This window comes from Streptococcus infantis (assembly GCF_047460405.1).
GTDB classification, from domain to species: domain Bacteria; phylum Bacillota; class Bacilli; order Lactobacillales; family Streptococcaceae; genus Streptococcus; species Streptococcus infantis_Q.
The window spans coordinates 36742-48964 of record NZ_JASHGH010000015.1; the positions used below are offsets into that span (position 1 = coordinate 36742).

Sequence of the window (12223 nt, forward strand, 5' to 3'; positions counted from 1 at the left end):
TAGGTATAACCAAGTAGTTTCTTTTTACACATACAGTAAGGAATGGATAAGATGGAAAAATTAAGAGATTACATTTCATTTGATTTGGAATTTAATAAACACCAAGATAAAACTCACTTGATTCAGGTATCTGCGGTCCGTTTTAAAGATGGTGAAGAAGTAGGAGCATTTGACTCATATGTTCATACCGATGTCCCATTGAAAAGCTTTATCAATGGTTTAACGGGTATCACGTCTGAAACCTTGAAAGATGCACCGATGGTAGAGGAAGTTCTTAAGAATTTTCAAGACTTTGTTGGTGAATTACCCCTTGTTGGTTATAATGCAGCCAAGAGTGATTTACCAATCTTACTAGAGTATGGATTGGATTATAGTCGTCAATATCTAGTCGATCTCTATGATGAGGCTTTTGAGCGACGGAGTTCGGATCTTCACGGCATTGCAAATCTAAAATTACAGACTGTTGCTGAATTTTTAGGATTCAAGGGGCAGTCTCATAATAGTTTAGAGGATGCACGTATGACTGCGCGTGTTTATGAAGCTTTTCTAGAATCTGATGAAAGCAGAATTTTACTGGACTCCAAGAGTAGCTTGAACTCTAATCCTTTCGGTGGACTAGATTTATCACAGCTTTTTGATTAGGAGATTTTATGAAACCTGAAAAACCTAAAAAATTGGGTTTTAAAAAGATTTACCTCAATCTGGATAAAATCCTCTTTCTATTTTTTTTAATCTTCATGCTAGTAGATTATATTTGGTTGCCACTGAACTCATTGATAGCAGGTTTTTTACTCAGTCAGACGGGCTATTTGTTTATTTCATATAACAATGTTTTTGAAATTTTAAAACATGCGCCTTTAGTCAGCCTTGGGTTTTTAATCTTAATAGCCATTAACCTTTTAGTAGCCTATTTTCAACTAAGTCTCCTCTTTATTGGGGCTCGACACCTTCTCTATCACGAGAAACGAACCTTGATTGAGTATAGTCGCAAGGTATTTCGTGAAAGTATAGCCTTCATGAAACGTCTGACTGTTTCCAAGGCCTTGTTTATCTTCGTTTATATTGCTATGATTTTTCCGTTTATCAGGAAGATTTTTAAAATTTATTATTTTAATAAAATAGTGATACCTGAGTTTATTCAGACCTACATGGAAGACAAATACTGGATGTGGTGGCTTGCTATTATCATCTTGTCAATCCTCTTCCTATGCGTTTCTGTTAAGTTGGTTTTTGTTTTGCCAAAAATCTTTTTTGAAAAGATGACGGTTAAGAAAGCAGTGGTTTACAGTTTAGAAAAAACCAGAAATCATTTTTGGTTTTACGCTTGGCATCTCTTTCTCATTGTTGTCAAAACGAATCTTTTCTTTTACTTACCTTTAATTCCTCTATTGTTGATCCAGTCTTTAGCAGATGGTCTCACACACCGAGAATCATTGATTCTAGCTATTTCAAACTATATTTTGATTAAAAATATCCACTATATGTCTTTAACCTACTTCTTGGTTAAGTTTACCTCCTTTTTAACTGGTGAGGAGTTGGATATTATGCCAAGACGGAAAAAGGACCATATTATGAGATGGGGTGTAATGGGGTGCGCAAGTATCTTCTTTGCGATTGAAGGCTATATTTATCTCGAAGCACCCGTAGTCAATCCTCCGCTTGTCATCTCTCACAGAGGAGTTTCTAATGGGAATGGTGTCCAAAATACAGTTGAATCCTTAGAAAAAACAGCTCAGTTAAAACCAGATTTAGTTGAGATGGATGTGCAGGAAACCAAGGATGGTCAGTTTGTCATGATGCATGATGCGAACCTAAAAAGTTTAGCGGGATTAAATGTAACACCACAAGACTTAACTTTAGATGAGTTGAAGCAATTAGATATTTATGAAAATGGTTATCAGACTAAAATATCTAGCTTTGATGATTATATAAATCGTGCCAATGACCTTCATCAGAAATTGCTGATCGAAATAAAAACGAGTCGAAAAGATAGTGCTCAAATGATGGATCATTTTCTAGATCAATATGGAGCAAAAATTAAAGTCTATGGGCATCAGATGCAATCTTTGGATTATCATGTTATTGAAAAAGTTACCCAGTATGATAAAGAGATTCCAGTCTATTTCATACTGCCCTATAATTCCGTTTTTCCAAGAACAAATGCTACAGGTTATACCATGGAATATTCTACTTTAGATGAATATTTTGTAACCAAGCTTTGGAATACAAAACAAAAACTCTATGTTTGGACAATCAATGGTTCGGAATCCTTTGATAAGTCCCTACGTTTGGGAGTTGATGGTATGATAACAGATGATCTGGAAAGAATTAAAGAAGAGCTTGAGACCGCTCAGGAAGATCCTGAATATACGGACTTGCTTCTCAAGAAAGCAGCAGAAATATTTACTTTCTAGGTAAGACAAAAGAGGCTGAATTGAACATCAGCCTCTTTTTATGCTATTAGAATGGTAATTTTCCTGCAAAAGCACCGAGTTTCTTTTTAGTTGCCTCATCGATTTGTTCAAGAGCAGCATTGACTGCTTGAACAGTCATATCTGAAAGAGTTTCAATATCTTCTGGATCAACTACAGCTGGATCGAAGTCAATTTTTACAACTTTCTTATCTCCAGTTAAAGTAGCAGTTACAAGGTTCTGAGCAGAAGTGCCAACAAATTCTGTAGCAGCAAGCTCAGCCTGACTTTGCTCCATTTGTTTTTGAAGTTTTTGAGCTTGACGCATCATGTTTTGCATATTCATCATGGTGGTATATAGCTTCCTTTTCTTTTATTTTCCCTATTATTTTAACAATTTTAATTAGAAAAGTCTATTCTAATTTTAAAAGGAGCAAACATTAAATTTTCTGACAATTTATTGAATAATTAGAAAAACTATGATATAATAAATTTTAAAAATGGGATTCCCATGATTTAATAGGAGCGTTATATGAAAAAACTTGGTTTTATCCTTTTATCTTCGGCTTTATTATTGACGGCTTGTGCGGCACAGACTGAAAAACAAACCTCGACAAGTAATTCCTCTCAGGTTACAAAATTGTCAGAAGATAACAAAAAACTATTGGATAAGGCAACTAGTGACTACAAAACCTTTGTAGAAGAACAGATTGATAAACTATTGACGGATACAGAAGGTTTTGTTCAACTCTTGAAGGATGGTAAGTTAGAAGAAGCTAAAAAGGCATATCCTTTAATCCGTATGTCTTATGAACGTTCAGAGCCGATTGCAGAGAGCTTTGGTGAATCTGATGTGAAGATTGATTTTCGATTAGCAGACTATCTAGATGAAAACAAGACCGAAGAAGGTTGGTCAGGTTTCCACCGTATCGAGCGCATTCTTTGGGAGGAAAACACAACCAAAGGAACTGAGTCTTATGGTGACCAACTGGTAAATGATATCAAGGAATTAAAGGCTAAGATTGCGACCGTTGATGTTGATTACAAGATTATGCTAACTGGTGCTGTTGACCTTCTTAATGAAGTAGCGACAAGTAAGATTACTGGTGAAGAGGAGATTTATTCTCATACAGATTTGTATGATTTCCGTGCCAATATCCAAGGTGCTGAGAAGATTTTCCAGCTATTTAAACCCTTGCTTGAAAAATCAGATGCAGCTCTGGTTAAAGAGTTAGAAGAAGATTTCAAATCTGTCAATAGTTTGTTAGACAAACACATGACGGACAAGGAACACTATAAGCTCTATACAGACTTAACGAAAGAAGACACTAAAGAATTGTCTGAAGCAGTAACAAAACTTGGTGAACCATTATCACAAATGGGTAAATTTCTTGGTGGAGAATAAGTAATATGACAAACAAAGGCGAAAAATTTTTTGAACAAAAAATGGACCGTCGAGAATTTCTAAAAAAAGCAGGTATCGGAGGTGCCGGTCTCGCACTTGGACTCTCTGGTGCTTCTGCTTTTTTCTCACCTAAGCTTGATGGTCAGGAGAAAATCTCGTACGGGGATGAAAAAATAGCCTTCTATGGCAAACACCAAGCTGGCATTACAACTGTCATGCAGAAAAACATTTATTTTGTGGTTTTAGATTTGCATACAACTGACAAAGAGAAAATCATCCAGTTATTTAAGGATTGGACGGATTATAGTGCCAAACTTGTAGAAGGAGAATTGGTTAAAAAAGATGGTAACAATAGCCTCTTGCCTCCAAGTGATACTGGAGAAACAGTTGGGCTTAATCCTCATCGTTTGACACTGACCTTTGGAATTTCGGCTAGTTTCCTAGAAAAGCTGAAACTAGAGAACAAACGTCCCAAACTTTTCAGAGATTTACCTCCATTTCCAAAGGAACAGTTACGAGAAAAGTACACGGGTGGAGATATAGTTATCCAAGCTTGTGCTGATGATGAGCAAGTTGCCTTTCATGCTATTCGTAACCTTATTCGCAAGGGTAGAAATGCCGTTACTCTTCGTTGGAGTCAATCAGGTTTTGCAGCTATCGGTAATCGTATGGAAACTCCTCGTAATCTCTTTGGTTTTAAAGACGGGACTGCTAATGTTACCACTGAGAAAGAATTTGATCAGGTTGTTTGGGCTGACAGTAAGGATTGGATGGAAAATGGTTCCTACATGGCAGTTCGGCGCATCCAGATGTTCCTAGATACTTGGGATCGAACCAATCTCGAGGAACAAGAAAATACCTTTGGTCGTTATAAAGAAAGTGGCGCTCCCTTTGGCAAGAAGAACGAATTTGATGAGGTTGATTTAAGCCTTCTTCCTGATGATTCTCATGTACGCTTAGCTAAAGAAGTGGATAAGCCTCTCTTGCGTCGCTCTTATTCTTATTCTGATGGAATTGATGAAAAGACAGGTCAGTTTGATACTGGTTTGCTCTTTATCTCTTTCCAAAAGGACCCAGATAGCTTTGTTAAAGTGCAGACCAATCTGGGTGCTACGGATAAAATGAACGAATATGTTACCCATATAGGTAGTGGTCTTTTTGCTTGCTTTGGTGGAGTGGAGAAGGGAGGTTACATTGGGCAGAAATTATTGGAATCCTAAAAGTATCATCCTCCTATTTGCTTGTTTCTTTCTGTTGATTTTTCCGGTAGGAGCCAAGGAAAATTTGAGTCCCTACTTTGTGAAAATAACTGATACAACTAAAGCTGTTAAAGAAGGCAAACAAGATCAGGCAAGAAAACTAATCGATGAAATTACCAAAGATTTCGAGAAAGTCGAGAATTCTGATTCTGAAGCAGGACGTCAAGTTCAAGAAAAGTTAGCCTTAACTGGTGATATTACTGAAGACCAGCTAACTCAGATTTCTTTAGCCCTTTTGTCATTTGAGAAAGAGCAAAATCCAGTCGACCTTGATGCAGAAAAAGAGAAACTTGTTTCACGTTTAGAACCTCGTTTTGAAGCCTTAGACATGGCAATCGCTTCTCAAGATCTGGAAGCAGTAAGAGAAGCCTATAAAAAAATGAATTCAACCTGGACCATCAATGAAGCAGTGGTTCGAGACCATAGTACAGCTCATTATGGGCAAGTGGAAACAGCTATTTCCTTTCTGCGTAGTAGCATTGAGACTGAACCAACGAACTTTGATACTATTCAGGCATCGTTTAATGATTTGAAAAAAGCCATTTCTAACTTTGTTGAAGGTACAGAAGTTGCGACAACATCATCCAACCTGACACTGAAGGATGGGATAGACCTTTTAAAGAAGGCTTTGACCCAATTTCAAGCTGGTCAAGATAGTGAAGCAGCTGCAACCATGAAGGAGTTTATTACAATTTGGCCAACAATCGAAGGTTCTGTAAGTACAACCAATCCTTCGCTTTATACCAAGGTTGAAAGTGAAAGTCCTGTCATCATGGTTAAGGGAAAGGAAAGTGAATATCAAGAAAAGCTTTCTAGCTTGATTGCAGAGCTATCTCAAATTGATACTAGCGCTTCCTATAATGCATTTGATGCCATGCTCATCTTGCTCCGTGAAGGTGTAGAAGCACTCTTGATTGTCATGGCGCTTGTGACAACTTTGAAAGCTGCTAAGATGAGAAAGGGCCTCAAGTGGGTCTATGGTGGTGCATTTGCGGGAATAGTGGCCAGTCTTTTAATTGCCTATATCCTACAGATTGCCTTTCCAGCAGTCACCTCAGGAACTAACCGTGAAATCATCGAAGGTGCAGTCGGAATTTTTGCGGTTATCATGATGATTTTAATCGGTATTTGGCTTCATAGCAAATCTTCTGTTAAAAAATGGAATACTTTTATGGAATCACAAATGCAAACTGTCACGAAAACAGGATCTTTCCTTTCTATGTTTGCTCTGAGTTTTCTAGCCGTATTCCGAGAAGGTGCTGAGACGATTTTATTCTATGTGGGGATTCTGCCAAGGATTTCTAGTTTTGATTTTGTCCTAGGAATTTCTCTGGCCCTCTCAGTCTTAGTCGTGATTGCTTTTGTGATGAACAAGGCCAGTCAATTTTTCCTACCTCACAAGGTTTTCTTTATCCTGACTTGGATGATTTATGCCTTAGCCTTTAAGATGACGGGAGTCAGTATCCATGCCTTACAGTTGACAAATATGATTCCAAACCATCTGATCTCAGGAATACCAAGTATTGATATATTGGGAATTTACCCTAGTTGGGAAGGGTTAGCAGGTCAGACTCTCTTTATCCTCGTAGTTTTTCTAATTACCATTAGACAGGGTGAAAAGTGATGGATCAAAAGGAATTGACAATTATTGAACATTTGGTAGAATTTAGAAAGAGATTGCTAGCAGTAGTTGTTTGCTTCTTTCTAGTATTCTGCGTTTCACTATTATTTGCTGATCAGGTTTATCAATTTATCACACAAGGCTTTAGTCAGAAGTTGATGGTCTTAGGGCCGAATGATATTTTATGGATTTATCTCCGTTTAGCAAGTTTAATGTCCTTTAGCCTTACCTTACCTTTTACGGTCTATCAAGTCTGGAGTTTTGTTCGACCAGCACTTAAAACTGAAGAAGCAGGGGCGATTTTTGCTTATATCCCTGCAACTTTCCTTTGTTTTATCTTGGGATTAGCCTTTGGATTTTATTTTGTCACACCAGCTATACTTCAGGTCTTACTAGGATTAGGTGAAAACTTATTTGAGACGCAGTTAACAGCACAAAATTATCTAGCTTTTGTCTTTCAAACTACTGTACCACTAGCATTTATCTTTGAATTGCCAGTTATCATTGCTTTTTTAACCTCAATTGATTTAATTGGGCCTGGACTACTCGTTGCTTATAGACGTCATGCCTACTTCATTTTATTGGTATTGGCTGTTATATTGACGCCGGCCGATTTTATTAGTGATTTAGCGATGACTGTTCCCCTAATCCTTTTATATGAGGTTAGTATCGCTATTAGTAAATGGATTTTTAAGAGAAAAAGGAAAGGAGAAAAAAATGGGAATCTTACGTGATATTGGTGCACCAGGCTTGATCGTCATTGTCCTTGGCGCACTGTTGATTTTTGGACCAAAACGCTTACCAGAGCTAGGCGAATCAGTAGGAAAAATGCTTGCTGAGTTTAAAAAAGCCGTTAAAGGCCTTGGGGATTCGGAAGAAAAATAAGCGAATAATGATTGAATAGAGTTGAGAATTGTTAGAAGGGAGTTATCTCTGGCAAATATTCTCAACTCTTTTTATTTGGTTTAAGGTTTCTTTAAGTTTTCTATACTATTCTGAAAAACTCTATATTAATAGGATTGATTAAATCTTGAATGGAGAAATGAGATAATCATTTGTATTTTTAAAAAGAAAGTTCACTAGGAAAAAATAATGTTCAGATTAAGGTTTAAAAAGAGCGCTTTCTAGGCATAAAGTCTTTGTATTTCTTTCAAGATAGAGCCAAATTGTGATATAATAGTTAGCAATAAGATTTTTAGAATGAACTAAAGGAGTATAAAAATGATTTACGCTGGAATTTTAGCAGGTGGAACCGGCACGCGTATGGGTATTAGTAATTTACCTAAACAATTTCTTGAGTTGGGAGATCGCCCAATCTTGATTCATACTATTGAAAAATTTGTTTTGGAACCAAGTATTGAAAAGATTGTAGTTGGAGTTCATGGTGACTGGGTTACACACGCAGAAGATTTAGTTGAAAAATTCCTACCACTCCACAAGGACCGTATAATCATCACAAAAGGTGGTGCGGATCGTAATTCTAGTATTGAAAAAATTATTGAAGCTATTGATGCTTACCGTCCACTGACCGTAGATGATATTGTGGTGACGCATGATTCCGTTCGTCCTTTCATCACTCTTCGAATGATTCAAGATAATATTGAACTCGCTAAAAACCATGATGCTGTTGATACCGTGGTTGAAGCAGTTGATACCATCGTTGAAAGTACAAATGGTCAGTTTATCACAGATATTCCAAATCGCGCTCATCTATACCAAGGACAGACTCCCCAAACCTTCCGTTGTAAAGACTTTATTGATTTGTATGGTTCTTTATCAGCAGAAGAAAAAGAAATTTTGACAGATGCATGTAAAATCTTTGTCATTAAGGGTAAAGATGTAGCCTTGGCTAAGGGTGAATACTCAAATCTAAAAATCACAACAGTTACAGACTTGAAGATTGCTAAAAGCATGATTGAGAAAGACTAGAGACATGATTAATCAAATTTATCAACTGACAAAACCAAAATTTATCAATATCAAATACCAAGAAGAAGAGATAGACCAAGAGAATCATATTCTCATTCGACCACGTTATATGGCGGTTTGTCATGCGGATCAACGCTACTATCAAGGGAAACGCGATCCCAAAATTTTAGCGAAAAAACTACCAATGGCTATGATCCATGAGTCTTGTGGTACAGTCATTTCTGATCCAACTGGTACCTACAAAGTTGGTCAGAAGGTTGTCATGATTCCAAATCAGCCACCAATGCAAAGTGATGAGGAATTCTACGAAAATTACATGACTGGAACCTATTTCTTATCAAGTGGCTACGATGGATTCATGCGAGAATTCGTTTCTCTACCTAAGGATCGTGTAGTATCTTACGAAGACATCGAAGATACAGTTGCTGCCATTACAGAGTTTGTCAGTGTGGGCATGCACGCCATGAATCGCTTCTTGACAGTTTCACATAGCAGACGTCAGCGTATTGCAGTTATTGGGGATGGCAGTTTAGCCTTTGTCATGGCCAATATTATCAACTACACTTTGCCTGAAGCAGAGATTATTGTCATTGGCCGCCACTGGGAGAAATTGGAACTCTTTTCATTTGCTAAGGAGCTCTACATTACGGATAATATCCCTGAGGACCTGACTTTTGACCATGGTTTCGAATGCTGTGGTGGTGATGGTAGTGGACCTGCTATTAATGATCTTATTCGCTACATTAAACCTCAAGGAACTATTCTGATGATGGGGGTTAGCGAGTATAAAGTTAATATTAACACTCGCGATTCATTGGAAAAAGGATTGTTGCTAGTCGGCTCTTCTCGTTCTGGACGAGTTGACTTTGAAAAAGCTATTCAAATGATGGAGATTAAGAAGTTTGCCAATCGTTTGAAGAATATCATTTATTTAGAAGAACCTGTAAGAGAGATTAAGGATATTCATCGAGTTTTTGCAACAGACCTTAATACTGCCTTCAAGACAGTCTTTAAGTGGGAAGTCTAATGGAGGATGATTGTGAAGGAAATCGTTAAAGAAAAGATTGTTACTTTATTATCGGAAGAAGAGGATATTCTCAGTGTTGAGCAACTAGGTGGGATGACCAATCAAAACTATTTGGTTAAGACAACCTCAAATCAGTATATCGTTAAGTTTTTCGGAAAAGGCACAGATAAATTGATCAACCGCCAGAATGAGAAATTTAATCTGGACTTGTTAAAAGATTTAAAACTTGATGTGGAAAATTATCTTTTCGATATTGAAGCAGGTATCAAGGTTAATCAGTACATTAAATCTGCGAATACTCTTAATTCCACTACTATCAAGACTAAGTTTGAAAAGATTGCGCCTATTTTACAAACGGTTCATGCTTCGGGTAAGGAATTAAAAGGGGAGTTTGCTCCTTTTGAGGAAATCAAAAAATATGAAACCTTGATTCAAGGGGAGATTTCCTATCCGAACTATGAAACTGTCAGAAAGTTAGTATTTTCTCTGAAAGAAGAGCTTGAAGAAATTGGTATCGATAAGAAATCATGTCACATTGATTTGGTTCCTGAAAATTTCATAGAAGGACCAGATGGTCACCTTTATCTTATTGATTGGGAATATTCATCTATGAATGATCCTATGTGGGATTTGGCAGCTCTCTTCCTAGAATCTGAGTTTACCAGTGCAGAGGAAGAAGATTTTCTAAGTCATTATAAGAGTGACAAGACTCCCGTTTCAAGAGAAAAAATTCGTATCTACAAAATTTTGCAAGACATTATTTGGAGTCTTTGGACTATTTACAAAGAAGAAAATGGTGCAGATTTCGGAGATTATGGAGTCTCTCGTTACAATAGAGCTGTGAAAGAGTTGGATTCTATGGGAGGTTCTGATGAAGACTAAAAACGGAGTTTCCTTTGGTCTGCTTTCAGGGATGTTTTGGGGATTAGGTCTGACTATTAGTGCCTATATATTTTCAATATTTACCGATTTATCACCTTTTGTAGTAGCAGCAGCACACGACTTCCTCAGTATTTTTATCTTACTAGGTTTTCTTCTAGTTAAGGAAGGAAAAGTACGTTTTTCAATCTTCTTGAATATTCGAAATGTTAGTGTTATTTTTGGTGCTTTACTGGCAGGACCGATTGGTATGCAGGCCAATCTCTATGCGGTTAAGTATATTGGAAGTTCTCTAGCATCGTCTGTTTCGGCGATTTATCCTGCTGTTTCAGTCTTGCTTGCCTTCTTTTTCTTGAAGCACAAGATTTCCAAAAATACAGTTTTTGGGATTCTTCTAATCATTGCAGGAATTATTGCTCAGACCTATAAAGCAGAGCAAGTGAATTCTTTCTATATCGGAATTTTATGTGCTTTGATTTGTGCCCTTGCTTGGGGCAGTGAAAGTGTTCTTAGCTCTTTTGCTATGGAAAGTGATCTCAGTGAAGTTGAAGCCCTCTTGATTCGGCAAGTTACATCCTTCTTGTCTTATCTTGTTATTGTGCTCTTCTCGCATCACACGTTTGCAGAAGTAGCAAATGGGCAATTGTTTGGTTTACTGATAGTCTTTGCAGCATTTAATATGATTTCTTACCTTGCCTACTACATTGCTATCAATCGATTGCAACCAGCAAAGGCAACTGGTCTAAATGTCAGTTATGTAGTATGGACAGTTTTGTTTGCAGCAATGTTCTTGAGAACACCTCTGACTGTCTTAACAATCATTACTTCATTTGTTGTAATGGCTGGTGTTTACATTATTATTAAAGAATAAAGGAGAAAGCGCGTGAAAGCGATTATCTTAGCAGCTGGTTTGGGAACTCGTTTGAGACCCATGACAGAAAATACTCCCAAAGCCTTGGTTAAAGTCAATCAAAAACCTTTGGTTGAATATCAAATTGAATTTTTAAAAGAACGTGGTATTGATGACATTATCATCGTTGTAGGTTATTTGGAAGAACAATTCGACTATCTTAAAGAAAAATACGGTGTTCGTTTGGTCTTCAATGATAAGTATGCTGATTACAACAACTTTTACTCTCTTTACTTGGTAAAAGAAGAGTTGGCTAACAGCTACGTTATCGATGCGGATAACTATCTTTTCAAGAATATGTTCCGTAATGATATCGAACGTTCAACTTACTTTAGTGTTTATCGTGAAGATTGTGACAATGAGTGGTTCCTAGTTTACGGAGATGACTACAAAGTTCAAGATATCATCGTTGATAGCAAGAATGGACGTATTTTGAGTGGGGTATCATTCTGGGACGCCCCAACAGCTGAAAAGATTGTTGGATTTATCGGTGAGGCTTATGCAAGCGGTGAGTTTGTAGACCTCTACTGGGATAACATGGTTAAAGATAATATCAAAGAACTAGATGTATATGTAGAAGAGTTGGAAGAAAACTCTATCTACGAAATTGACAGTGTTAAAGATTATCAAAAACTAGAAAATATTCTTTCTTCACAAAAGTAATCAAATTTTATGAACTGATACCTTACCTATTTTTACTTGACTTTTCACGTTTGATACAGTATACTAGTGAAAATTTAACCTTTAAGGGAAGTCCAGAGAGACTCACAAGGTGTCAGATA

General features: G+C 37.0%; 13 protein-coding genes. 12 read left to right on the top strand and 1 reads right to left on the bottom strand.

The features are described 5' to 3' along the window. Positions 1-51: 51 nt before the first annotated feature. Complete coding sequence (locus QM928_RS07650) at positions 52-642, top strand: 3'-5' exonuclease (RefSeq protein ID WP_414289930.1); 591 nt, start codon at positions 52-54, stop codon at positions 640-642. Positions 643-650: 8 nt separating this feature from the next. Continuing rightward, the gene (locus QM928_RS07655; RefSeq protein ID WP_414294917.1) at positions 651-2414 is read left to right on the top strand and encodes a glycerophosphoryl diester phosphodiesterase membrane domain-containing protein; all 1764 of its coding nucleotides are present in this window, start codon (positions 651-653) and stop codon (positions 2412-2414) included. A gap of 46 nt (positions 2415-2460) precedes the next feature. Here QM928_RS07655 and QM928_RS07660 read toward each other — a convergent pair whose 3' ends face one another. Further along, positions 2461-2760, bottom strand: a complete 300-nt coding sequence (locus QM928_RS07660; protein WP_371558952.1) for a YbaB/EbfC family nucleoid-associated protein — start codon at positions 2758-2760, stop codon at positions 2461-2463. 183 nt (positions 2761-2943) lie between these two features. Here QM928_RS07660 and efeO point away from each other — a divergent pair, with 183 nt between their 5' ends. From efeO to QM928_RS07710, 10 genes are all read left to right on the top strand, one after another. Then, positions 2944-3816, top strand: a complete 873-nt coding sequence (gene efeO / locus QM928_RS07665) for an iron uptake system protein EfeO (protein ID WP_371558951.1) — start codon at positions 2944-2946, stop codon at positions 3814-3816. A gap of 5 nt (positions 3817-3821) precedes the next feature. Then, the gene (efeB, locus tag QM928_RS07670; RefSeq protein ID WP_414294916.1) at positions 3822-5036 is read left to right on the top strand and encodes an iron uptake transporter deferrochelatase/peroxidase subunit; all 1215 of its coding nucleotides are present in this window, start codon (positions 3822-3824) and stop codon (positions 5034-5036) included. Then, positions 5011-6699 (top strand): FTR1 family iron permease, encoded by a 1689-nt coding sequence (locus tag QM928_RS07675; protein ID WP_414294915.1) that lies wholly within the window; start codon positions 5011-5013, stop codon positions 6697-6699. The genes efeB and QM928_RS07675 overlap by 26 nt, the downstream gene beginning before the upstream one ends. Next, a complete protein-coding gene (gene tatC, locus QM928_RS07680; RefSeq protein WP_414294914.1) occupies positions 6699-7430 on the top strand; it encodes a twin-arginine translocase subunit TatC in 732 nt (243 codons plus the stop codon). Before QM928_RS07675 ends, tatC begins: the two co-directional genes overlap by 1 nt. Continuing rightward, on the top strand, positions 7414-7581 hold the full coding sequence (locus tag QM928_RS07685) for a twin-arginine translocase TatA/TatE family subunit (protein ID WP_075230556.1): 168 nt from the start codon (positions 7414-7416) through the stop codon (positions 7579-7581). The genes tatC and QM928_RS07685 overlap by 17 nt, the downstream gene beginning before the upstream one ends. Positions 7582-7917: 336 nt before the next feature. Continuing rightward, the gene (locus QM928_RS07690) at positions 7918-8625 is read left to right on the top strand and encodes a 2-C-methyl-D-erythritol 4-phosphate cytidylyltransferase (protein ID WP_414275997.1); all 708 of its coding nucleotides are present in this window, start codon (positions 7918-7920) and stop codon (positions 8623-8625) included. Positions 8626-8629: 4 nt separating this feature from the next. After that, the gene (locus QM928_RS07695) at positions 8630-9652 is read left to right on the top strand and encodes a ribitol-5-phosphate dehydrogenase (RefSeq protein WP_414275998.1); all 1023 of its coding nucleotides are present in this window, start codon (positions 8630-8632) and stop codon (positions 9650-9652) included. A 12-nt stretch (positions 9653-9664) separates the two neighbouring features. Continuing rightward, a complete protein-coding gene (locus QM928_RS07700; protein ID WP_414275999.1) occupies positions 9665-10534 on the top strand; it encodes a choline/ethanolamine kinase family protein in 870 nt (289 codons plus the stop codon). Then, positions 10524-11402 (top strand): DMT family transporter, encoded by an 879-nt coding sequence (locus QM928_RS07705; RefSeq protein ID WP_414294913.1) that lies wholly within the window; start codon positions 10524-10526, stop codon positions 11400-11402. The genes QM928_RS07700 and QM928_RS07705 overlap by 11 nt, the downstream gene beginning before the upstream one ends. Before the next feature lie 12 nt (positions 11403-11414). Then, complete coding sequence (locus QM928_RS07710) at positions 11415-12104, top strand: sugar phosphate nucleotidyltransferase (protein ID WP_322741497.1); 690 nt, start codon at positions 11415-11417, stop codon at positions 12102-12104. Positions 12105-12223 lie beyond the last annotated feature (119 nt).

Coding starts and splice junctions, on each gene's coding strand:
- QM928_RS07685 (WP_075230556.1), top strand. CDS start 7,414: ATGGGAATCTTACGTGATATTGGTGCACCAGGCTTGATCGTCATTGTC.
- QM928_RS07705 (WP_414294913.1), top strand. CDS start 10,524: ATGAAGACTAAAAACGGAGTTTCCTTTGGTCTGCTTTCAGGGATGTTT.
- QM928_RS07690 (WP_414275997.1), top strand. CDS start 7,918: ATGATTTACGCTGGAATTTTAGCAGGTGGAACCGGCACGCGTATGGGT.
- QM928_RS07695 (WP_414275998.1), top strand. CDS start 8,630: ATGATTAATCAAATTTATCAACTGACAAAACCAAAATTTATCAATATC.
- efeO (WP_371558951.1), top strand. CDS start 2,944: ATGAAAAAACTTGGTTTTATCCTTTTATCTTCGGCTTTATTATTGACG.
- QM928_RS07655 (WP_414294917.1), top strand. CDS start 651: ATGAAACCTGAAAAACCTAAAAAATTGGGTTTTAAAAAGATTTACCTC.
- QM928_RS07650 (WP_414289930.1), top strand. CDS start 52: ATGGAAAAATTAAGAGATTACATTTCATTTGATTTGGAATTTAATAAA.
- QM928_RS07660 (WP_371558952.1), bottom strand. CDS start 2,760: ATGATGAATATGCAAAACATGATGCGTCAAGCTCAAAAACTTCAAAAA.
- efeB (WP_414294916.1), top strand. CDS start 3,822: ATGACAAACAAAGGCGAAAAATTTTTTGAACAAAAAATGGACCGTCGA.
- tatC (WP_414294914.1), top strand. CDS start 6,699: ATGGATCAAAAGGAATTGACAATTATTGAACATTTGGTAGAATTTAGA.